Source organism: Actinoplanes sp. SE50/110 (genome assembly GCF_900119315.1).
Taxonomy (GTDB): domain Bacteria; phylum Actinomycetota; class Actinomycetes; order Mycobacteriales; family Micromonosporaceae; genus Actinoplanes.
Window position 1 is genome coordinate 4000290 of sequence record NZ_LT827010.1, and the last position, 22675, is coordinate 4022964.

A 22675-nucleotide genomic window follows, 5' to 3' on the forward strand; every position below is an offset into this window, starting at 1 on the left:
CGCCCGGCAGGTCGTCAGGCCACCGCGGTCGTGGCAGAGCCGGCGAGGGGCATCGCCGAGCCGATGGTCGACCGGGCGTCCGGGATGGTGGCGTACTCGTTGATCGTGCGGGCCAGCACGTCGGGGTCGACGCCGACGGCGGGGAGCAGGGTGCGGGGGCCGACCCGCCAGCCGCGGACGCGGACCAGGTCGGGGCGGGCGATGGCGAGCCCCACCTGTCGACGGCCGGTGACATGGGCCGGGTCCGGGCTGGTCAGCGCCGCCCACGGCACGAACAGATCGCCGTACATCCGGCGGTCCTCGATGCCGTCCGGGGTGAGGCGAACCCCGGACCGGGTCAGCATCAGCCGACCGACGGCGGCCAGGTTGGCCCCGATGATGAGCACCGGGAGGGCCGCGAACCAGACATCGGAGACGGTCTCGACGGTCCGGATCAGGGTGGTCAGAAGGAGGGCGGCGAACGACGTGTAGCTCGCGGCCATCAGGACGAGCGCCGGACTCGCCGGGGTGTCGAGGGCGGGCACCGCGGGGCGGGCGACGAGCTTCGCCGGCGGGAAGACGCGGACGGCGAGGGCCGCGCCCAGGATGAGCGCGGTCGACGGCACCATGCGGATGGTCAGGTCCAGCGGCCGGGAGTGCACGGCTGGCAGCGACACCTGCTGAGCGACCGCGAGCAGGACTGCCGTGACCAGCACCGCCACCCGCCGCCGCGCGACCCACCCGAGCCCCTCAACGATCATGGGCGACACCATAGTGCCTGCTAGAGGTCCCAGTCGACCTCCCAGAGGCGGATGCTCTGGTCGTGGCTGCCGGAGAGCAGATAGCGGTCGTCGGCGCTCAGCGACACCGACCACACCGGGTACGTGTGGCCCTCCACGACCTGCAGGCAGGCGCCGGTGGTGAGATCCCAGAAGCGGATCGTGGCGTCGTAGCCGGCGGATGCGGCGAAGCGGCTGTCGCTGGTCGGCGCCAGGTCGTTCACCCAGTCGCCGTCTGCCTGCACCGCCCACCGGCATTCGCCGGTTGCCGCGTCCCAGCAGCGGATGGTGCCGTCCTCGCCGCCGGTGAGCAGGGTGTGCCCGTCCGGGGTCAGGACGGCGGTGTTGACGCAGCCGCGATGACCGGTCAACACCTGCAGGCATTCGCCGCTGGCGACGTCCCAGAGCCGCACCTGGCCGTCGGCGCCGGCGGAGACGATCCGGGTTTCGCCGGGGTCGAAGCGGACCGACGTGACGCGGGTGCGATGCCCGGTGAAGGCGCGGATCTGTTTGTAGATCTCCAGATCCCAGAGGCGTACGGCGTGGTCGCCGCCGCCGGACACGACCCGCCGGGCCGCGGCGTCCACCTGAATGCTGAGCACCTTGTAGTGGGTGTGCCCGCCGAACGAGCGCCGCAACTCGCCGGTGCGGGCGTCCCAGATGTGCAGGCGCAGGCCACCGGTGACGCCGACGGTGGCGTCGGCGCTGAGCGAGGCGGTGCCGGGGGAGTCGCCGGGGTCGTGGACGGCGTACGCCCCGCTGCCGTCGGTGCGCCAGAAACGGACCGCGTTGTCGCTGGCGGTCAGGCCGAGGGTGCCGTCGGCGCTGAGGCTGACGCCGCGGGTGATGCCGGCGTCCTCGGCGAGCGTGCGGACCGGCCAGACGGCCCGGATCCCGGACCGGGTGGTGTGCTCGCCGAGGCGCCGCCAAGCGTCCATGACGCGCGGCTCACGCTCGTGGGCGGGAATGGCCCGGGCCTCGCGGAGCAGGGCGAGCGCGGCCGGCCGGTTGCCGGCCGCCAGCTCCTTGTCGGCCTTGGCCAGCAGCGCCTCGACCCGGATCTGCAGGCCGCTGAGCTCGACGTGGGTTCGCGGCCGGCACAGCCGGAACGGGCTCGGCCGCGGGTCGGGAAGCCGCCACCAGTACAGCACGCCGTCGCGGTCGGCGGTGGCGGCGAACCGGCCGTCGCGGGTCAACCCGGCCGCCCACACCTCGGCCTCGTGTGCGGTGTAGGTGCGCAGGCAGCGGCCCGTGGCGGTCTCCCACACCCGGAACGTCCGATGCAGACCGGAGGTGATCATCCGACTGCCGTCGGCGCTGAGCGCGACCGGGGCGTGCCGGAACAACACCTGCGTGTCCGAGTGTGCCTGGACCGTGCGCACCAGCCGGCCGGCCCGCAGATCCCACAGGTGGGCGCCGGAGAGGGTGCTCGCGGCGACGCCCAGCCGCCCGTCGGCGCTGACCGCCCCGTGGCCCGGCCAGTCGGGGGCGGGCAGTTCGTGCAGGCAGACGCCGGTGTCCAGGTCCCAGTGCCGCATGACCCGGCCGGCGTCGACCGACATCACGCGGCGTCCGTCGGCGGTCACGGCGACGATCACCACCCGGCCGGGGTGCCCGGTCAGCACCCGCAGGCAGCGGCCGGTGCCGGCGTCCCAGACGCGGATCTGCGGGCCGTCGTTGGTGACCACCCGGCGGCCGTCGTGGCTGATCGCGACCTTGCTCGGCTTGTCCGTGTGCCCGGTGAGGGTGCGTTGCGCCGGCCGCGGGCGCCAGCCGCGCTCCAGGTCACGGACCCGGACGGTGCCGTCGGCGTCGACGGAGGCGACCACCTTCGCGTCCGCGCTGAGCGCGGCGGCCAGAATGGCGTGATCGTGGGCCTTCACGGCGTACCGCAGCATCGGCTCGTCGAAATCCCAGACGCGCAGCGTGCCCACCTCGTCGCCGGTGACCGCGACGTGCCGGTCGGCGGCCACCGCGACGCACAGCACCGCCCTCTCGTGACCGTCGAAGACGGCGTGTGCCCCGCTCGCGGTGACCGCGCCGGCGCGCAGCAGGTCCCGGGCGGCCCGCACATCCGGGTCGTCACCGGCATCGGCGAGCAGGGCTTCGGCCGACTCCAGATCGCCGCGTTCGACATGGACGAGGGCCGTCAGATAGCGGGCCGTCCACGGGTCCCCGGTGGTGGCGCGGACCGTGTCGAGTGAGGTCAGCAGGGCGGTGTCGGACAGCTGCCCCTGCCGCCAGCGCAGCAGACCGGCGTTGTACGTGGCCTCCAGATGCTGCGGGTCGGCGGCGAGGGCCTCGGCGAACGCGGCCTCGGCCTCGGCGGTGCGGCCCAGGTCGAGCAGCGAGAGCCCGCGGTTGGTCAGTTCGTCGGCGCGCAGACCGGCGATCCGGGGGACCGGACGCGGATAGGGCCGGCCCAGCATCGTCCGGTAGATGTCGATCAGCTCAGCCGCCACCGCGGCCATGTCCCGGGGCCGCCGCTGCGGGTCCTCCTGCAGGCAGCGAGTCAGCAGTCCGCCGAGCCGGGCCGGCATCCGGCCGGCGGCGACGTACTCGGCGAGGGCGGCGGCGGCCATCGGCCCGAACGTCCAGGTGCGGTCGCCGGTCAGCATCTCCAGGAGAAGGGCGGCGAAGCTGAACACGTCGGTGCGCCGGGTGAGCTTCGCCCCGGCGATCTGCTCGGGGGAGGCGTATGCCGGGGTGAGCCCGCCGGTGGTCGCCATCAGCGTCCCGTCGACCGGCCCCGGCCCGGCGGGCGGCACCGAGGCGGCCGCCCGTGCCAGACCGAAGTCGGTGACCTTGACGGTTCCGTCGGCGTCGAGCAGGACGTTGCCGGGCTTGACGTCCTGGTGGATCAGCCGGTTCGTGTGCGCGTGGTCCAGACCCCAGCACACCTGGATCGCCACGTCGAGCCCCCGGGCCACCACGTCGGCGGGACCGCCCTCGTAGAGTCGGCCGTCGTCGATCCAGTCGCGCAGGCTGCCGCCGTCCACATATTCGGCGAAGACCCGCGGGACGCCGTCCTCGGTGCTCACGTAGTGGCAGGTGCAGACGTGCGGGTGGATGCCGAGGCCGACCCAGGTCTCGGCCTCGGCGACGAACTGCCCGCGGAAGGCGGGCTGGTTCAGCACGGCGGGGCGGGGCACCTTGACGGCCAGGTCGGTGTTCCACTGCCGGTGCCGGACCCGGTAGACCAGCCCCATGGCGCCGCCCTCGTGGACACCCTTCACCTCGTAGCGGCCCAGGACGACCGCGCCGACGCGCCACTGCTCAGACATGCCGGAAATCTATCCTCCGCGATCAACGGTCTCGGACGGGCGAACTTCCGCGGCAAGCGCCCGGTGCCCGGTGGCGGTCCCCGACCATGCCGTCATGGCTGCCACCGATCCCTCCGCAACGGCCCGGCCGGTCGTGCGGGTGCTGCTGTGGACGGTCCTGACGATCGCTGTCGCAGTGCTCGCCGCGCTGGCCGGCGCGCTGCTCACCTCGTTCGCGGCGCCCGCGTCCCGGCTGGCGGTCGCCCTGCTCCGGTACGACGCGTCGGGGGTGCGGGCGGCGTCCGACGCCTGGCTCGCCGCCCCGGACGGCAGCGTGCGACTGGACGTGACGGTCACCCCGGGCCGAGTCGGTGGCGGCTCCCGATACTTCGACGTCGACGCGACGTTCACCTTTCCGGGCGCGGACCATCCCGTGGTGTCCCTGCTGCGCTCGGGTGCCGACCAGCAACAGATTCCGGCCCTGCTGGGCAGCGCCGCCGTGCGGTTCACCTACACGGCCCACTGGGAGGATCCGGTCGTCACCGTCCGCCCCGGTGCGGCGACCGTGCGGTTGCACGGCTCGGTGCTGGTCCCGGTGCGCGACCGGACGACGATGGCCGTTCCCGCGACGATGTTCTGCGGGAAATTCCGGTCCCGAACGGTCGTGGTCAACACCGGTCGACTCGTGCCGAGGCGGCTGACCGCCGAGCCGGCGGGCGGGGACTGCCCCACCGGCGCCTGGGACGAGCAGACCGCCGGATCGGTGACCTTCCACGGCCTCGGCGGCGCGCACCTCGACCTGGAACAGCCCTCGGGTCCGGCCGATGCCGCCGGCACCCGTCCGCGGCCGCTGTTCGGACTGCCGCGCCAGATCACCGTGGCGCTGCGGAACCTGTGGTTCGGGCTGCTGCTTCTGCTGCCGATCCTGATGATGTGGCGCTCGATGCGAGGCCGGGCGTGGCCCGGCGAGTTGCCGGCCCGGGTCGTGCACGTCTTCGGGTCGATGACGGCGTTCGGCGTCCTCGCCTGCGCCGGCTCGGCCACCCAGAGTGTGGTCAGCGAGATGCTGTTCCACTGGAGCCTGACCGGCCATCCCTGGCCCACGTCGCTGTATGCGCCCTATGAACTGGTCCCGCTGGCCATGGTGGCGTGCACCGCGGTGCTGTGGCGCTCGCTCGCGCTGTGGCCGGTGCTCACGGTGCGGCACCCCCGCGCGAGACGGTTCTGGGCGATGATCTTCGTAGCCTTCGTCGTGCTGGCCGTCCCCGCTTCGGCGATGCTGACCGCCGGGGCTTCGCCACAGTCGGAGGCCGTCACGGTCCCGGCGACCCGCCCGGCCGCGATCGGCGGGGTACCGCCGGTCGCGGAGCCGTCCCCGCTGCACTGGCTGACCGGTACCGCGGCCGGCTACGCCATCACGCTGCTGCTGGTGTGCCTGCTGCTGGTCACCGCGTCCGCGGCCCTGGCCTGGTCGATCCGGGCCTGCGGCCACACCGTGCGGACGGCGGCGGCCACCGCCGCGGTGCTGCTCGCGCTGTTGTACCTGACGCCGTTCGGCTCCCGGATCGACACCGTGAGCACGGTGGTGCAGGGCGCCGTCTCGATCGCCGCGGGGGTGGCGGTGTGGACGGCGTTCGAACGGATCCTGCGGCATGCCGTCACCGCCGACCCGCCGTCGTGGTGGCTCGGCCTGCACGCCCGGCTGCGGCCCTGGCGGAGTCTGCGGCTCCTGGCGGCCGTCGCGCTCTCGGTGCCCGTGGTCGTCTACGGCGACGAGGGGCCACGGTTCTCCTTCTACGACACGCTGTCGCTGAGTGTGTCGATCGCCGGCACGCTGCGCGCCGTCGCGGTACTCCTTCTCGTGTTGTTGATGTGGCACTTCGGCCGAGCCGTGCCGGACGGGGGCACCGCGGTGGGCACCCGGGGGCAGCTCCGGGCGGTCGCCGCGCTGCTCGCGGTGACCGGGCTGCTGTCGCCGACCGCCACCACGGCCGGTCTGCCGCTGGCCTTCGCCTTCGGGCTCCTCGCGATCCACCGCTGGCTGCTGCCGCCGCGGCCCGTTCCGGATCTGTCGCCGCCGGTCGGACCGGACCAGGAGTTCGTCGCCCGTGCCGAGGTCGGGGAGCTGACCCGGACGGCGGTCCGGGCGCGGGTCACCGAGTCGCTCGTCCGCGACCTGCGCAGGGCCGTCGCGGACGGGCATCCCGACGCCGCGGTGCAGGACGCGCGCGCCGAGCGGGTCGCGGACCTCGCCGGCGCGCCGTGCCGGTCGGCGACGGTGGTCTGGTCGGCACTGTCGTCGTACCGCGGCCTGACCCCGTGGCGCCTCGCCCTGACGCTGGGGCTGCTCGCCACCCTGGTGGGCCTGCCCTGGTCGCTGATCGACCTGTCGACGGTGCTCGCCACCCTCTCCTCGGGCGGACCGTTCCGCCTGGTGGACGCGGCCGGCGGGATCCTGGTGGTGGCCCGGTTCACCATCGCGGGCCTGGTGCTCGGCATCGCGTACCCGATGGTGCGCGGCCGCACCGGGCTCGGCAAGGGCCTGAGCCTGTTCGTCACGATGACCGTCCCGGCCCTGATCATCACCCTGCTGCCGGATCCGACGCGGGCCTCGGCACTGGCCGCGGCGGGTCTGCAGACGCTGCAGTGGCTGGCCTTCGGCCTGGTGATGGGGCTCGCCACCGATCTGCTCACGCTGCGCCGCTTCGGCTACGGCTGGGCGCACCTGCGCGAGCTGCACCGGATGAACGTGCTGACCGCCTCGGTGTCGACCATGCTGGTCTCGGTCGTCACCGCGACGGTCACCGCGGTCGGCACCGGCGCGGCGGCGGTGTTCGTGCAGCGGGTGCTGCCGCCACCACCGGCCGCCACGCAGCCGCAGACCTCCGGGAACACGCCGTAGTCAGCACGCGTCCAGTTCGGCCCTGGTCGGTGGGCAGGCGCCGAGGGCGGGCGGCGACCGGCGCCGCGCCGAAGGACTGATCGACGCCACCGTGTTGCGCGCCGAGCTGCACACCCGCGGCTGGCGCGGCAGCCTGCGCGGTGATTCGCGCTCGGCGCTACCCGATCGCGCTACCCAACTGGGCACCTCAGTGGCCCGGCCCCGGTGTCCGCTGGTTCGCCGGGGCGGGCCCTACCGCATTGACGTGTGCTCCGTGCCGCCTGGAGTCGTTGTCCGATTCCGCTCGCGACGTTCGGGAACGGCCGGCATTAACATTCGTGTGCCACGATGGCCGTTGTGAGCCGAGTCCCCTGGCGGCGCTGGCTGCGCCCCGCCGACCAGCCGCCCGCCAACCCTGTCAAGGCGGAGGCGTGGCACCGCCGGGCCATCGCCGCCGACCCGGCCCGCACCACGTCGATGGTGGAACTCGCTGACCTGCTGTGGAAGCGCAGCGATACAGCCGAGGCCGAGATCTGGTTCCGTCGCGCTGTCGAAGCGGGCCACGACTACGCGATGGACCGCCTAGGTGATCTCTACTTGAGCCGCGGCGACAAGGTCCATGCCGAGGCCTGGTTCCGTCGCGCTGTCGAAGCGGGCAACAACTCCGCCATGTGCAGCCTCGGTGACCTTCTCTTGAGCCGCGGCGACGAGGTCAGCGCCGAGGCCTGGTTCCGTCGTGCCGTCGAAGCGGGCAACGACTTCGCGATGTGCAGCCTCGGCGACCTCCACTTGAGCCGCGGCGCCCACGACGAAGCCGAGCACTGGTTCCGCTGCGCCACTGAAGCGGACAACGACTACGCCATGTACAAACTCGGTGACCTTCTCTTGAGCCGCGGCGACGAGGTGAGCGCCGAGGCCTGGTTCCGTCGTGCCGTCGAAGCGGGCAACGACTTCGCGATGTGCAGCCTCGGCGACCTCCACTTGAGCCGCGGCGACGATGACGAAGCCGAGCACTGGTTCCGCCGCGCCGCCGAAGCGGACAACGACTACGCCATGTACAAACTCGGCGACTTTCTCTGCGACCACGGCGAAACCAACGAAGCCGAACGCTGGTTCCGCCGCGCCGCCGAAGCGGGCAACGACTCCGCCATGTGCAGCCTCGGCGACCTCCTCTGCGACCGCGGCGCGACCGTCGAGGCCGAGGTCTGGCTGCGCCGCGCCGCCGAAGCGGACAACGACTACGCGAAGTGTCTGCTCGGTGACCTTCTCCGCGACCGCGGCGCCACCGTCGAGGCCGAGATCTGGCTGCGCCGCGCCGCCGAAGCGGACAACGACTACGCGAAGTGTCTGCTCGGCGACCTTCTCCGCGACCGGGGCGCCACCGTCGAGGCCGAGATCTGGCTGCGCCGCGCCGCCGAAGCGGACAACGACTACGCGAAGTGCCTGCTCGGCAGCCTTCTCCGCGACCGCGGCGCCACCGACGAGGCCGAGATCTGGCTGCGCCGCGCCGCCGAAGCGGACAACAGCTTCGCCATGTACGTACTCGGCGGCCTCCTCCGCGACCGCGGCGCCACCGACGAAGCCGAGCACTGGCTCCGCCGCTCCGACCAGGTGGACGACGACGACACCATGCGCAGACTGCGCGGGACCCTCCGCAACGACGGCGTCCGCCCCCTCCGCGACCTCCACACGGAAGGCGACCTCCACCCGGCAGGTTGACCATGGTCGCAGGACGGCCACACACGACGCCGCACTCGTCCTGACGACATGGGTTGAATCGCACCCCCGGACGGTCACCGGGCCGAGAGAAGCGGCGGTCGGCCGGTGCTGTCGCGATCCACGATGTGTGCCTGCGGCGCCTCGTACACCTGGGTCGCCGAGATGTCGCGCATCGCGTCGAGAATGGCGTTCGCCGCGATCTCGCCGATCCGGCCGACGTCGTGGCTCATCGCGGACAGCGCCGGCCCGGCCAGCTGGCACTGCACCGAGTCGTCCCAGGCCACCACCGACACGTCGGCGGGCACGCCCAGACCGCGCTCGGTGATCGCGACGAGGCCGCTGAGCGCCATCACGTCGTTGTCGTAGACGATCGCGGTGGGAACCTCCGCGCCGGCGGACAGCAGCCGCGCGGTCGCCGCCCGGCCGGACTCGTGCGAGAAGTCCCCCTCGGCGCTGGTCAGGATGATCCCGCGGGCGGCCGCCTCGGCGCGGAAGCCGCCGAGGCGCAGCTGGGTGTGCGCGAGCGTCAGCGGTCCGCTGACGTGCCCGATCACCGTGTGCCCGCGGTCGGCCAGGAACCGGACCGCCTCGCGGGCCGAGCCGGCGTCGTCGGTCCAGACGGTCGGCAGGCCGTCCGCGGTGGACGGGTCACCGATCACCACAGCCGGCAGACCGAGCCGGCGCACCAGGTCGACGCGGTGGTCGCCGGGGCTGAGATCGACCATGATCACCCCGTCCACCCGGTGCTCGGCCGACCACCGCTCGTAGGTGGCGATCTCCGCGGCGTGGTCGGTGACCACTTTGACCAGCACCGAGATGCCGGCCGGGATGAGCAGCCGCTCCAGACCCTCGATGAATTCGTGGTAGTACGGCTCCTCGCCGAGTACCCGGGAGGCCCGGGCCAGCACCAGACCGACCCGCCGGGGCCGTCCGGCCGTTGCATCCGGCACAGCGGACTCCTTTCTCATGACACGCGCCCGGGGGTGTGCCCGGGCGCCACGGAGGCTTGGATGACCAGGGCGGCGGCGCCGATGCCGGCCGCGTCCCGGGGTTGGGCGGAGATCTCCACACTGACCTCGGGCCGGTCCAGGCAGGCGCGCACCCGGCGGGCGTAGATCGATCCGGCCAGGGCGACGCCCGGCCCGGTGAGCACCAGGCGGCCCAGGCCCAGCAGGTTCACCATCGAGGTCACGGCGGCCCCCAGCCGGGCGGCGGCCCGGTCGAGGAGGGCGAAGGCGTCCGGGTCGCCGTTGATCGCGGCCCGGGCCACGGCGTCGTACGCCGCCGCCGTGCCACCGTCCAGGCTCAATCCGGCCCGCATGACCGGGTCGGCCCGGGCCGCCGCCACCACCGCCGCGGTGGACGCGTACCGCTCGACGCAGCCGAGCCGCCCGCACGGGCAGGGCCGTCCCTGATGGTCGATCGACATGTGCCCGAAGCGTCCGGCGGCGGAGTCGTCCCCGCGGAACAGTGCCCCGCCGAAGACGAGTCCGGCGCCGATGCTGTCGGACAGGTACACGCACCCGGTTGATGGACGTCACCACGTGCGGCGGTCATCGATACTGACGAGGTCTCCGGTGAGTGGTTCTGCGACTGAGCAATTGTCGATGGTGGTGACGCGGCGGTCGGTGGATCCCGTGTCAGGGCAGGTGTTCCAGGAGAACTTCGGTGAGGGCCTCGGGCGTACGCAGCGGCAGGTAGTGGTCGGCGTTCGGGATGGTTACGGCGTGGGTGTCGGGGATGCGGGCCGCGAGCAGTCGGGCGATGACGCCGATCTCCGGGTGGTCGCGGTCGCCGTGGACGACCAGTGTCGGTGCGGCGATGTCCGCGAGGTGCGCTTCGGCGTTCTGGCCTGTGACGCATTGCTGTTCGCTGACGATGCGCCGCGCGGCGTTGTGCGTGACCATCGCGTCGATGAGCTCCCATCCCGGGGCTGTCGGGCCCATGCCTGCCCAGATGGAGAGTTCGAGTTCGGCCAGGGCGCTCACGTCCCGTTCCCGGCGTGCGGTGGCGTAGGCGCTCAGGTCGGGCTCCTGAGGCCAGCGGTGTCCGCTGACCGAGGCGCCGACCAGGGCGAGCGCGGCGACTCTCGCGGGGTGGGTGAGGGCGAAGTCCAGCGCGCTTTCCCCGCCCATGCTCAGCCCGACCAGGGCGGCCCGGCGCAGTCCGAAGTAGTCCAGGACGGCGCGCAAATCATCGACGTCGTTGAACGGCTTGTTCGGTGGCGTGGAGCGGCCCAGGCCTCGGGCGTCATACCGGACCACGTCGTGGTACCGGGCCAGCTCGGGAACGATGCGCTCCCACAGTCGGGAGTCCATGCCTGCGCCGTGCAGCAGTACAACCGGGCTGCCGGTGCCAACGCGCTCGGCCCACAGCCGACCGTCGCCGGAGACCGGGATGGATGCTTCCCGCGGGCCGCCGAGGACCGGCGCGTCGAGATTCGGTGTCACGCTGCGATCATTCCAGAACGTTCTTGGAGCCGGCCGCGTTCGAAGTGGTGTTGGGTGCCGCGGCGGGCGATGACGACGAGCGGGCCGTCGGTGTGTCCTGAATCATCGTGGCCGCGGGGCGGGCGGGCGCACCGGTCCGGGCGAACAGGCCGGTGGGTCGATTCTGCTAAAGCTCGGACCGCCCGGTGCCGATCCTGCACCAGCTTGTCCGCGACCGACCGAAGGACCCCCGACGCGATGCCCCTCAGCTCCCGCCCCGCGGCCGCCGTCCTGGCCACCGCCAGTGCCGTCGCCGCCACCCTGATCGCGGCCACTCCGGCGCACGCGGCCACCGTGACCGACACATCCACGACATCCACGACGCTGGCCGCGCCGCAGAGCATGGCGGCCGCCGGCGGCCGTCTGTTCGTCTCCGACGGCAACACCGTCGCCGTCCTCGGCACCGACGGCGTGACGCAGAAGAGCGTCACCGGGATGTTCGGCGCCCGGGACGTCCTGGCGTCGCCGTCCGGTGACCGGGTCTACGTCGCGCTCAGTCAGGCCGGCGCCGTCGCCGTTCTGGACACCGCCACCCTGACCGAGGTCGCGCGCTACACCACCGGGCAGTGTCCGGTGCACCTCGCCTTCGCCGGTTCCCGGCTGTTCTACGGCGCCGGCTGCGACCAGTGGGGCGGCTCCCTCGGCTCGGTCGACGCCGCCACCGGCACCGACCCGCAGACCGTGACGACCGCTCGCATGTACTCCGCACCGCTGCTCGACGGTGCCGGGAACACCCTCGTCGCCGGTGTGGGCGGGATCAGCAGCGGTCCGCTCTCCACCTACCGGGTCGACGGGGCGACCGTCACCCCGCTGGCGCAGAAGGACACCGGGGGGTTCCTGGCCCGGGTCTCGGCCGGCCCCGACGGTACGAAGGTCGCCACGGCGTCCCGCTCGCCGTACCACCTGACGCAGTACGACGCCGCCACGCTGGCGGTGGCCGGCTCGTTCGACACGGGCGCGTCCCCGACCGACGTCGCCTACTCGCACCGCGGCGCCATGATCGGTGGCGGGGTGGACAGCGGCTCCGGGCCGGACGGGAACATCGTCGCGTTCGACGTCGCCGCGGGCACCCAGGTCCTCGCCGGCAACGCCCACCCGAAGGCCGCGTACAACCGCCCGGCCCCGGTCGCCGGAACCCTGACCTGGTCCGCCGACGACACTCGGCTCTACGCGATTCTCGACGACTTCACCGGCCGGGCTGAGCAGCCGCACGTCTACTACCTCGCGCGGGGCTTCGAGACGGTCGCCGCCCCGGCCGCGACCACCACCAAGCTTGCCCTGGTCCAGCCCGCGAAGGCCGGCGCCAAGGTTCGCGCCACCGCCACCGTGGCCGGCCACCCGGGCGTCCCGGTCCGGTTCGTCCGCACCAGCCCGGCGGGCGCCCTCACCATGACCGCCACCACGAACGCGGGCGGCGTGGCGACCGTCGACATCCCGGCACCGGCCGGCGGGACGGTCACCGCCTACTACGACGGCGACGACAGCAACAAGCCGTCGTCCGCCAAGGCCGCCTACAAGACCGTCACGATCGCCGGGGTCCGCCTCTCCGGGCAGTACAAGACGGTGAAGAAGGTCGCCTACTACCACGACAAGAAGGACGTCGTCATCAAGGTCGCCGTGTCCTCACCGGTCGCCGGCCGCAAGATCACCATCGTGCTCCAGGGCAAGGCCGGCAGCACGTGGCGGACGGTACAGGCCAAGGACTTCAGCCTGGACGCTTCCGGCGTCTACTACATCGGGCTGGTCAGCGCGACCAGGAAGGTGCAGTTCCGCGTCATGGTCAAGTTCGCCGGGGATGCCTACGGCAAGCCGTCCTCAGCCACCGGCGGGGCCATGACCATCGGCTGATCGCGACATGCAACAGGGCCGGCGCCCGGCGCCGGCCCTTCCGCATTCTGCGGGCCACGATGTCGCGATTGGCCGTTCATCGGCGCCCGGAACTGCGCTTGACTCAACCCCATGTCCCCGGTCCGACACCTGTGGCAGATGTATGAGCCCCTGCACGCGGTCACCTACTTCGCACCGCAGGCCCGGGTGGCTTTCGAGGGCGCCGGGCTGCGAGGGTACTGGCGCGGATACTTCGCGGGGCGAGCGGCTCCGCTGGGCGCGGTGTCAGCAGCTCCGGTCACCGCACTGTTCTACTCCTTCGCACCCGCCATGGTGGCGCGCGCCGTACCGGAGGTGTGGCAGCGGGTGTCGCCGGAACAAGCCCTGGCCGCCCGCCTCGACGGCGCGGTGGAGGCGCTGCGGGCCGTCCTGCCGCCGGAGCCGCAGCGCTGGGCGGAGGCCGCCGAGCTGCTGGAGATCGCGGCCCGCGCGGCGGTGACCGACGGCCGGGCGCTCGGTGCGGCCAACGCCGCGTTGCCGCAGCCCGGCGACACCCTCGCCCGGCTGTGGCGCGCCGCCACGGTGTTGCGTGAGCATCGGGGGGACGGGCACATCGCCGCGCTGGTCGACGCCGAGATCACCGGCTGCCAGGCGCTCGTGCTGCGCAGCGCCCTGTTCGGGGGCCGGGAGCAACTGCAACCCAACCGGGGCTGGACCGACAGCGAGTGGGACGCCGCGGCCCGGGCGTTGGCCCAGCGCGGCTGGCTCGACCGGGAGGGGCGCCCCACCGAGCGGGGCGCTGCCGCACACCGAGGCGTCGAAGCTCGCACCGACCAGCTCGCCGCCCAGCCCTGGACGGCGCTCAGCCCGGCCGATCAGAGTCGGCTGGCGCACCTGGTGACGCCGCTGACCGTCGCCGTTGCCGCGGTCGTCCCCTATCCCAACCCGATGGGCGTGCCACGCGCCGGCGGTTCCTTTCCGCGATGACGGCTCCGTCGAGCGGGTGATGTCGGGCGATAGCCGGCGAAGAGCCGCCCGGTGAATCGTTATCGTCATGATCCCCGGGTGCGCACGCCAGCCGACTCCGCGCCCGGACCTCCCGGTTGGATAGTGAAGGAGCCGAGGCTGTGACCGCCATTGTGAAGTCCGCCGACCTGCCCAGCGGTACGACCGTCCACGACGAGACCCTGGACCGGTGGTATGTCAAGCGGCTCGTCGGCATGTTCCCCTGGCGCGCGAGCAACGGGGAGAAACTGACCGACTTCGAGGTCGACAAATTCCTGCGATCCGGCCGCATCGTGATCACGTATCAGGATTAGTGCGCTGCTGAATCCGGTGATACGCCTCGAGGACCGGCGGAATGCCCTCGGTCAGCATCTTCTTGCGGACCGAGCCGAGCAGCCGCGACATCGCGAACCCGCCGACGCCGGTGAAGCCCGTGTGATGCCAGGTGAACCGGGTGCCCCCGGTGATCTCTTGGAGCTGATACGTCACGTCGGTGACATCACCCGCGTCTTCGTCGCCCCGCCACGTGTAGTGCAGGGAGTGCGGCGCGGTCACGGAGATCACTTCGCAGTGGACGATGCCGGCCCAGCCCATGGTCGGCTTGCCGACGAACCGGAACCGCGTGCCCGGTACGGGAGCGAAATCCTCGGGGCGTCCGCCCTGCCCGCTGGTGGTCCACTGGGCGACCTGCTCCGGATCGGTGAGGACATGCCACACCTCCGCCACGGGGAACGGGTATTCACGGATCACGGCGTACTCGCTCATCACGAATCTCCTCGGGATCGGGCATCCCAGCCGGGACGGCAGGAACCTACCTAACGGTAGGTAGACTGTCAACCGGCCGTTAGGTAAGCTCGTGGCATGGCCACCCCACACCGGACCCGCACCGCCGGACGCCGCGACGGAGCGGAGACCCGGGCGCTCGTGCGCCGGATCGCCCTTCGTCTGTTCACCGAACAGGGCTACGAGGCGACGTCGCTGCGCCAGATCGCCGACGAACTCGGCATCAACAAGGCGTCGCTGTACTACTACTTCGACAGCAAGGAGGCGATCCTGCAGTCGCTGTTCGACGAGCGCGGTGTCGAGGCCGAGCAGCTGGTGACCTGGCTGCGTGAGCAGCCCCGCACCCCGGCGCTGCTCACCACGGCGGTCCTGCGCTGGGTGGACTCCTTCACCGCCGAGAAGCTGCAAGGCATCCGGTTCATGAGCGCCAACCCGCTGCTGGCCCGCACCCTGACCAGCGGACCCGACGGCAACCGCATCGGGGCGAGCCTGAACCACTTCGTCGACGAGCTGACCACCCTGCTGCCGGACCCGTCACCGCAGAACGTGCTCCTGCTGCGGATGGCGGTGCTCAGCATCAATGCCGCCGTTCAGGCCGCACCCTCCACCGATCCCGGCGACGAGGTCGTCATCGCCGTCGCCCGGCGGGCCGCACGAGCCGCCCTCAGCGAAATCACGAACTGAGCCACCCGGCGACCGCCGTATTTCAGCCTCGGGCGGTGGTCAGCGGCGCGTGCACCACGATGCCGACCGCGCCGGTGTCCAACCGCCCGTCCGGCTGCAGGGTGAAGGTCCACCGGGCGTCCGCCACCGAACCCAGGATCACCGCGGCGGAACCCGACTCGGGGCTGGCGATCAGCGTCCGCAGGGCCGCCGCGTCCCGGCCGGAGGGCGGGGCGGCCAGGAAGAGCGCGCTCGGCGTACCGGAGGCGGAGGCCAGGTCGAGGGCAGCCCGGACCCCGTCGGCGGCCCGGATCCGTCCCGCATCGCCGGGCGCGTCACCCAGGCCCACGGTCAGCACGCCGCTCTCCGCCGACCAGGAGTTGGTGGCCAGTTCGGTGGCCCACATCAGCGCGAGAGCGCGGATCGCGGCCTTGTCGCCGGTCAGCGAGATGAGACCGTGGCACTGGCCCAGGTCGAGCAGCACCCGGGTCCGGTCCGCGGTACCGATGGTCACCAGGTGCAGGGTCGGCACCGGTACGGCGAGGTCGACCGGGGCGGCCTGCAGATCGCGCAGCGGTGCCTCCCACGCCCGGCCGTTCTCCAGCACCGTCCACGGCGCGGGCGGCCGGTCGTCCGGCACGGCCAGTCGCAGCACCATCCGCTCGGCGTCGATCATCACGGCGTACAACAGCGGCAGCGGGCGGCCGGCCTGGTGACAGGCCGTGGCGACGACGCGCAGCGCCCGGTCCACGGCCCAGTTCGCTGCGGCGTCCACCTGGCTGACCAGCACCGGAGCCGGGGTCCGTTTCAGCCGTGCCGACGGTGCCGGGATCGCCCCGGCCCGGGGCAGCGGGGAAGCCGGGGCGGTGTCGCCGGCCACCGTGCCACCCGCGGCGCGGCGCCGGCGCAGCAGCAGGCCGGCCGCGACCGCGCCGGCGAGCAGGAGACCGCCACCCACCAGGCCGAGCACCGGGCCGAGATGGGATCCGGAGCCGCCGGCCGCGTTCGGGGTCGCGGCGGCCGGGGCCGCCGCCGGCGGCACGCCGGCGCCGGCGCTGGCGGGACCGGCGCTCGCGGCGGCGGGGGCGCTCACGACGGGCAGCGGACCGACGACGATGCCCTTGCCCTTGGCGTCCTCCGGCAGTTGCAGGATCCAGCCGGCACCGACCTCCTCGGGCTTGGTCATGGCCCGGCCGTCGGGCTGCAGGCGTCCCTGGTTCAGCCGGAAGATCTCGGCATATCGGTCGCCGTTGCCGAGGAACCGTTCGGCGATCTCGTAGAGGAACTCCGGCTCGCCCTTGTACGACTTCCTGACGACGTAGTACTTCACCGACTCCTGGGCGGCGTATGCGACCGGGTGGGCCGGCGGACGGACCGGCTGTTCCGCGGCGACCACACCGGTCAGGCCCAGCACGGCGGCGACCAGCAGCAGGGGCAGGGTGGACGGTGTCGGTAGCGCTCGGCTTCGCATGCGATCCCCAGAGACGATTGGACAAACGCGAAAAGACTACGCGAGTGTCGCAATGCTCTCGATCACCGCCCGCTCGCGACCACCTTGACCGACTGCTGTGGAATCACGAGTGGACCTCGTGCCGCCCATACGGAGACACTGTGCGATTTTTCCTGACTGTAGTCGATCCGCGAACCAGCGAACACGCCGACGTCGCGGTGACGGCCGACGCCGGCAACCGGATCGGTGATCTCGCACGGGTGCTGCAGACCCTGATGCGCGACGCCGCCGACCGCACCGCCGGTGCGCTCTATCTGAGCGGTCGGCCGCTCGATCCCGCTCTCACCCTGACCGAGTCGCCACTGCGGGAGGGAGCCGTCGTCGGCCTGGACGCTCCGGTCGACGGCTCGATCACCGAGATTCCGGGACTCCTCGAGGTACGCGTCACCGGCGGCCCCGCGATCGGTGCGACGCACCCCCTCGGCGCGGGCGCCGGCGACGTGGGCTCCGGCGACGACTGCTGGGTGTCCGTGCCCGACCCCGGGCTGGCCACCGTGGCCGCGCGCCTGACCGTCGACCTCAGCGGGGACTGCTGGATCGAGCCGCTCGCCGGGACGATCCTGGAGATCGAGCGGGAGCCGGTCGAGGCGCGGGTCCGGTGGTCGCCCGGCGAGCAGGTCACGCTCGGCTCGACGATCCTCGAACTCGCCGACTACGTGCTGCCGGACGCGGCCCTGCAGATGTCCGCCGACGACGTCACGATCGACTACAACCGTCCACCACGGATTCTCCCGGTGCCGCGGCAGACGCGATTCCGGCTGCCCGCGCCGCCCCAGGAGGCCTCCCGATCCCGGTTGCCGTGGCTGATGGCGCTGCTGCCCCTGGCCGCCGCGCTCGCGCTGGTGATGATCACCGGCAATACCAGCACGCTCTTCCTGGCTCTGCTCAGCCCGCTGTCGATGCTCGGCAACCATCTGGTGAACCGGCGCAACGGCCGGCGTTCGTACACCGAGCAGATGGCCGAGCACCGCACCCGGCGGGCCGGCATCGAAGCCGACATCCGCGAGGCGGTCCGGCTGGAGCGGCGGGAACGCCGGCACCGGTATCCCGACCCGGCCGCCGTCGCGGGCATCGCGACCGGCCCGCGGCACCGCCTGTGGGAGCGGCGCCGGCGGGACACCGACTACCTGCGGCTGCGCGTGGGGAGCGCGGTTCAGCCGTCCGAGGTGACCGTCGAGGATCTGGCGCTGGAGGAGCACCGCCGCTCGAGCCGGTGGAGTTCGGGCGACGTGCCGGTGACGGTCCCGCTCCGCGAGTGCGGTGTGGTCGGCGTCGCGGGTGCGGACGGCACCGCCCGGGCGCTGGGCCGCTGGGCGGTGGTGCAGGCGGCGGTCCTGCACAGTCCCGACGATCTGCACGTGGTGGTGCTGACCGAGCCGACCGGCCGGGAGTGCTGGGACTGGGCGCGGTGGCTGCCGCACGCCCGGCCGCCGGGTGCGTCCGGGCCGGCCGTGCTGATCGGCACCGACGCGGACTCGGTGAGCCGCCGGGTCGCCGAACTGCTGGAGATGTGTGTGCACCGGGCCAGCGTGCGGTCCGAGGCGGGTGAGGTGCCCGCCGGCGAGCCCGACGTACTGGTGGTGCTGGACGGTTCGCGCCGGCTGCGGTCGCTGCCCGGGGTGGTGCAGTTGCTGCGCGCCGGTCCGGCGGTCGGCATCCACGCACTGTGCCTGGACGACGATCGGCGGCTGCTGCCGGCCGAGTGCCAGGCGGTGGTCGAGGTCACCGGCGGCGGCCTGCGGGTGACCCAGGCCGGCAGCGACGAGATCGCCGGCGTGCGCCCGGACTTCCTCGACCCCGGATGGTGTGCCCGGGTGGCCCGGGCGCTGGCCCCGCTGCGGGACGTCAGCGACGACGACGAGGACGCCGTGCTGCCCGCCTCCAGCCGCCTGCTGCAGGTGCTGGCCCTGGAGCCGCCGGCCGCGGACACCATCCTGGCCCGCTGGCGGATGGGTGGCCGCAGCACGGCCGTGGTGGTCGGCGAGTCCTACGACGGCCCGTTCGAGATCGACCTGCGGCGCGACGGCCCGCACGGCCTGATCGCCGGCACCACGGGCGCGGGCAAGTCGGAGCTGCTGCAGACCGTGGTGGCGTCGCTGGCCGTCGCCAACCGGCCGGACGCGATGACGTTCGTGCTCGTCGACTACAAGGGCGGCAGTGCCTTCGGTGACTGCGTACGCCTCCCGCACACCGTCGGCATGGTCACCGACCTGGACGAACATCTGGTCCGGCGGGCGCTGGAGTCGCTGGGCGCCGAGTTGCGGCGGCGTGAGCATCTGCTGGCCGCGGCGGGGGCCAAGGACATCGACGACTACGTCCGGGCCGCCGACCGTGATCCCGGCCGCGCCCCGCTGCCCCGGCTGCTCATCGTCATCGACGAGTTCGCGTCGATGGTCCGTGACCTGCCGGACTTCGTCACCGGGCTGGTCAACATCGCGCAGCGGGGCCGCTCGCTCGGCATCCATCTGCTGCTGGCGACCCAGCGTCCCGGTGGTGTGGTGTCCCCGGAGATCCGGGCGAACACGAACCTGCGGATCGCCCTGCGGGTCACCGACACCTCGGAGAGCCAGGATGTGATCAACGCCCCGGACGCGGCGCGGATCAGCAAGAGCACACCGGGCCGGGCGTACGTGCGGCTCGGGCACGCCTCCCTCGTGCCGTTCCAGGCGGCGCGGGTCGGCGGCCGCCGGTCCGGCCGGCGCTCGGCCGACCTGCCCGACCCGTCGGTACGCCCGCTGGGCTGGGCCGACCTGGGCCGCATTCCCGAGGACGGGCCGGTGGAGCGTCGCGACGACCGGGACGACGTCACCGACCTGCAGGTGCTGGTGGCGGCGATCAGCGCGGCCGCCGAGGCCGGTGGCATCCCGCCGCAGCACAGTCCGTGGCTGCCGGCGCTGCCGGAGAGCCTCGGCGTGGAGACGCTGCGGGCGGACGCGGGTGCCCCCTACGGCGTCGACGACCTGCCCGCCGAGCAGGCCAGGCACACCGCCGTGGTGGAGCTGGAGCGGTTCGGTCACCTGGTGGTGGCGGGTGCGCCGCGGACCGGACGGTCGCAGGTTCTGCGCACCATCGCCGGCTCACTGGCCGGCACCTACTCGACCGCCGACCTGCACCTCTACGGGCTGGACTGCGGAAACGGCGCGCTGCTGGCCGCGGCCGAGCTGCCGCACTGCGGCGCCGTGGTCACCCGGGTCCAGGTGGAGCGGGCGGTCCGGTTGATCCGCCGGCTGGACGAGGAGATCCGTCGCCGGCAGGCGGTGCTGGCCGCCGGTGGCTTCGCCAACCTGACCGAGCAACGTGCGGCGGCCACCGCGGACGGACCGCTGGCGCACATCGTGCTGCTGCTGGACAGTTGGGAGGGCTTCCTGTCCTCACTCGGCGAACTCGACGCCGGCGCGCTGACCGACATCCTGTTCCGGTTCCTGCGGGAGGGCGCCAGCTGCGGCGTGCACCTTATCGTCGCCGGCGACCGCTCGGTGCTGACCGGGCGGATCGCCACGCTGACCGAGGAGAAGATCGTCCTGCGCATGCCCGATCCCGGTGACATGTCGCTGGCCGGGATCTCGCCGCGCGACGTGCCGCAGCGGATGGCGCCGGGCCGGGCGTTGCGGGCCGGATCCGGCGTGGAGACCCAGATCGCGCTGCTGCCCGGCGAGGCGAGCGGGCCCGGGCAGGCGGCCGCGTTGGTCGAGATCGGGCGCCGGACACGCGAACGGGACGCCCCGGTACCGGCCGCGGCCCGGCCGTTCCGGCTCGGCGAGTTGCCGGCCCAGATCGCGTACGCCGAGGTCGCGGCCCTGCGCCCGGCGGAGGCGGGTGCCGGCTGGCTGTTGTTCGGCGTCGGCGGCGACCAGTTGACCGCGTTCGGTCCCGACCTGGCCGAGGGGGTGCCGGCGTTCGCGGTGGGTGGCCCGCCGAAGTCCGGCCGCAGCACCGCGCTGGTCGCGATGGCCCGGTCCGCCCTGGACGCCGGACAGCAGGTGATCATCCTGGCGCCGCGCACCTCGCCGCTGCGCGACCTGGCCGGCCGGCCGGGGGTGGTCGCGGCGTTCACCGGCCCCGACGTGGATGCCGCGGCGTTCACCGCGGCGCTGGACGCCACGACCGGCCGGGCGTTGATCGCGGTGGACGACGCCGAGGCACTGCGCGATGTCGCCGCCTCCACCGAGCTGCGGACCATCCTGCGCGGCGGCGATCCCCGGCCGCTGGGGATCGTGTACGCCGGCGACCCCGAGGATCTCAGCGCCGGTTTCAGCGGCTGGCTGGTGGACGCCCGCAAGTCCCGCCGGGGCGCGTTGTTGTCGCCGCAGAACCGTACCGACGGCGACCTGGTCGGGGTGCGCCTGCCCCGGACCGCGGTGGGTCAGCCGGTCCAGCCCGGACGGGCACTGCTCTACCTGGGTGACGCCGAGCCGACCGTGGTGCAGGTGCCGCGCTGACACACGGCGGGGGCCGGCCGGGTGGTCCCGGCCGGCCCCCGCGCCGCGGTGTGCCGCTCAGCTCTTGAGCGCCTTGGCCAACTCCTCGTCGGCCTGCTTGAACGCGTCGGCCGCGGCGGTCAGGTACTTGCCCATGCCCTCCAGGCCGTCGGCCATCTTGGTGGCGCCCTGGTTGAACTCGTCGTACGACTGCTCGAACTGCTTGCTCGACGAGTCGGTGACGTAGCCGCCGTTGACCAGCTCGTTCACCATCCGGCGGAGCTCGTTCAGCTTGTCCAGGACCTCGTCCTTGCCGCGGGTGAGCCGGTTCGCGGCATTCTGCATCTCCCCATAGGTGACATTGACGTTCGCCATGACGACATTTCCCTTTCGTACGACGGAAGCCTTCGCTCCCGCTGGTGGGCCGGCGACCGAGGAGCGGTCAGGAGTCCGGCGAGATGAATCGGAAAGTGCTGGTGATCGCGTCGAAGAGGTCCAGCAGATCCTCGGCGAGCGGCAGGATCGGCGAGCTGCCGGTGATAACGGCGATCCGGTCGGACCGCACCCCGGGGAAGGGCACGAAAGTCTGCATCGTGACCGACCGGATCCACCCCTCGCCTTCGGGCAGGACGACGTCCGTGACGCCCCGGGTCCGCGGGACACCGCCGATCCCGGGCAGCTCGGCCTGCACCACCTCACGCCACGGCCCGTCCGCACCGGAGCGCGGCAGCGGACGGAGCTGGGCGGCGACTGCCGACGCCTCGACCTCCTCGCCGGGGGCCCGCACGATGGTCACGGTGACGCTCGCGGTCAGCAACGCCTCGTCGAAGCCCTGCACCATGGCCCCGCAGTAGGCGGCGCCGTTGGCGTGAGCGGTCCGCGCCACGCCGCGCAGCGCCCGGGTCAGCGCGCTGCGGTGCGGGTTGAGCTCGGGCACCGACCGGACCCGCTCGTTCACCAGCGAGCTGATCGCGCTGTTGCGGGTGTCGGGGTGCACGTCGATCTCGAACCAGGAGTCCGGGACGGTGATCGCGAAGCCGGTGGGGTCTGTCAACTCTTCACCTGTTCCTGAAGTTCCTTGGTCAACTCGTCGTCGGCCTTGCGGAAGTGCTCCACCGCCTGCTTGGCGCTCTTGGCGAGCCGCTCGCAGTTCTTCTCCACCCGGGAGCGGCCGTCACTCCAGTGCGACTCGAAGTCCTCCAACGCGTCGTCGACGTCGTCGCCGCCGAGGTCGCCGGTGAACTGCAGGATCCAGCGGCCGGTGCTGTTCAGGCCGTCCCGGATGCGGTCGAGAGTCCCGGCCAGGTCCTCCAGGCCGGTCAGGTCCACCTTCAGCTGATCGGACGAAGCCATCCGTCG

General features: G+C 72.8%; 17 protein-coding genes. 7 read left to right on the plus strand and 10 right to left on the minus strand.

The features are described 5' to 3' along the window. Positions 1 to 14 precede the first annotated feature (14 nt). Positions 15 to 740 (minus strand): hypothetical protein, encoded by a 726-nt coding sequence (locus tag ACSP50_RS17595; RefSeq protein ID WP_080127887.1) that lies wholly within the window; start codon positions 738 to 740, stop codon positions 15 to 17. Between the two features lie 20 nt (positions 741 to 760). Further along, the gene (locus ACSP50_RS17600) at positions 761 to 4042 is read right to left on the minus strand and encodes a WD40 repeat domain-containing serine/threonine protein kinase (RefSeq protein WP_014690590.1); all 3282 of its coding nucleotides are present in this window, start codon (positions 4040 to 4042) and stop codon (positions 761 to 763) included. Positions 4043 to 4136: 94 nt separating this feature from the next. Between ACSP50_RS17600 and ACSP50_RS17605 the strand changes: the two genes are divergently transcribed. Together ACSP50_RS17605 and ACSP50_RS17610 are read left to right on the plus strand one after the other, a co-directional pair. Next, positions 4137 to 6923: a hypothetical protein gene (locus ACSP50_RS17605; protein WP_014690591.1), complete on the plus strand. Its 2787-nt coding sequence runs from the start codon at positions 4137 to 4139 to the stop codon at positions 6921 to 6923. A gap of 336 nt (positions 6924 to 7259) precedes the next feature. Beyond that, on the plus strand, positions 7260 to 8621 hold the full coding sequence (locus ACSP50_RS17610; protein ID WP_052311607.1) for a lipopolysaccharide assembly protein LapB: 1362 nt from the start codon (positions 7260 to 7262) through the stop codon (positions 8619 to 8621). Between the two features lie 74 nt (positions 8622 to 8695). Here the strand turns inward: ACSP50_RS17610 and ACSP50_RS17615 are convergent, their stop codons facing one another. The 3 genes from ACSP50_RS17615 to ACSP50_RS17625 form a co-directional block, all read right to left on the minus strand. Further along, entirely contained in the window at positions 8696 to 9571 is an 876-nt protein-coding gene (locus ACSP50_RS17615) for a LacI family DNA-binding transcriptional regulator (protein WP_014690593.1), read from the minus strand. Positions 9572 to 9585: 14 nt separating this feature from the next. Continuing rightward, positions 9586 to 10140, minus strand: a complete 555-nt coding sequence (locus ACSP50_RS17620; RefSeq protein WP_014690594.1) for an ROK family protein — start codon at positions 10138 to 10140, stop codon at positions 9586 to 9588. Positions 10141 to 10261: 121 nt separating this feature from the next. Continuing rightward, a complete protein-coding gene (locus tag ACSP50_RS17625) occupies positions 10262 to 11071 on the minus strand; it encodes an alpha/beta fold hydrolase (protein WP_014690595.1) in 810 nt (269 codons plus the stop codon). 237 nt (positions 11072 to 11308) lie between these two features. Between ACSP50_RS17625 and ACSP50_RS17630 the strand changes: the two genes are divergently transcribed. From ACSP50_RS17630 to ACSP50_RS17640, 3 genes are all read left to right on the plus strand, one after another. Further along, positions 11309 to 12958, plus strand: a complete 1650-nt coding sequence (locus tag ACSP50_RS17630) for an Ig-like domain-containing protein (RefSeq protein WP_014690596.1) — start codon at positions 11309 to 11311, stop codon at positions 12956 to 12958. Positions 12959 to 13069: 111 nt separating this feature from the next. Beyond that, positions 13070 to 13924 (plus strand): hypothetical protein, encoded by an 855-nt coding sequence (locus ACSP50_RS17635; RefSeq protein WP_014690597.1) that lies wholly within the window; start codon positions 13070 to 13072, stop codon positions 13922 to 13924. A 140-nt stretch (positions 13925 to 14064) separates the two neighbouring features. After that, entirely contained in the window at positions 14065 to 14256 is a 192-nt protein-coding gene (locus ACSP50_RS17640; RefSeq protein WP_014690598.1) for a hypothetical protein, read from the plus strand. Here ACSP50_RS17640 and ACSP50_RS17645 read toward each other — a convergent pair. Next, complete coding sequence (locus tag ACSP50_RS17645) at positions 14240 to 14707, minus strand: SRPBCC domain-containing protein (RefSeq protein WP_014690599.1); 468 nt, start codon at positions 14705 to 14707, stop codon at positions 14240 to 14242. The two genes, ACSP50_RS17640 and ACSP50_RS17645, sit on opposite strands and share 17 nt — an antisense overlap. A 96-nt stretch (positions 14708 to 14803) precedes the next feature. Between ACSP50_RS17645 and ACSP50_RS44815 the strand changes: the two genes are divergently transcribed. Beyond that, complete coding sequence (locus ACSP50_RS44815) at positions 14804 to 15409, plus strand: TetR/AcrR family transcriptional regulator (RefSeq protein WP_014690600.1); 606 nt, start codon at positions 14804 to 14806, stop codon at positions 15407 to 15409. A 22-nt stretch (positions 15410 to 15431) separates the two neighbouring features. Here the strand turns inward: ACSP50_RS44815 and ACSP50_RS17655 are convergent, their stop codons facing one another. Continuing rightward, positions 15432 to 16859 (minus strand): hypothetical protein, encoded by a 1428-nt coding sequence (locus ACSP50_RS17655; RefSeq protein WP_014690601.1) that lies wholly within the window; start codon positions 16857 to 16859, stop codon positions 15432 to 15434. Between the two features lie 140 nt (positions 16860 to 16999). On the opposite strand from ACSP50_RS17655, the gene ACSP50_RS17660 reads away from it, so the two are divergent. After that, a complete protein-coding gene (locus ACSP50_RS17660) occupies positions 17000 to 21337 on the plus strand; it encodes an FtsK/SpoIIIE domain-containing protein (protein WP_014690602.1) in 4338 nt (1445 codons plus the stop codon). 57 nt (positions 21338 to 21394) lie between these two features. Here the strand turns inward: ACSP50_RS17660 and ACSP50_RS17665 are convergent, their stop codons facing one another. The 3 genes from ACSP50_RS17665 to ACSP50_RS17675 form a co-directional block, all read right to left on the minus strand. Continuing rightward, on the minus strand, positions 21395 to 21691 hold the full coding sequence (locus ACSP50_RS17665) for a WXG100 family type VII secretion target (RefSeq protein ID WP_014690603.1): 297 nt from the start codon (positions 21689 to 21691) through the stop codon (positions 21395 to 21397). A gap of 67 nt (positions 21692 to 21758) precedes the next feature. Beyond that, positions 21759 to 22370 (minus strand): hypothetical protein, encoded by a 612-nt coding sequence (locus ACSP50_RS17670; RefSeq protein ID WP_014690604.1) that lies wholly within the window; start codon positions 22368 to 22370, stop codon positions 21759 to 21761. Further along, positions 22367 to 22669 (minus strand): hypothetical protein, encoded by a 303-nt coding sequence (locus ACSP50_RS17675; protein WP_014690605.1) that lies wholly within the window; start codon positions 22667 to 22669, stop codon positions 22367 to 22369. Before ACSP50_RS17675 ends, ACSP50_RS17670 begins: the two co-directional genes overlap by 4 nt. Between the last annotated feature and the right edge of the window lie 6 nt (positions 22670 to 22675).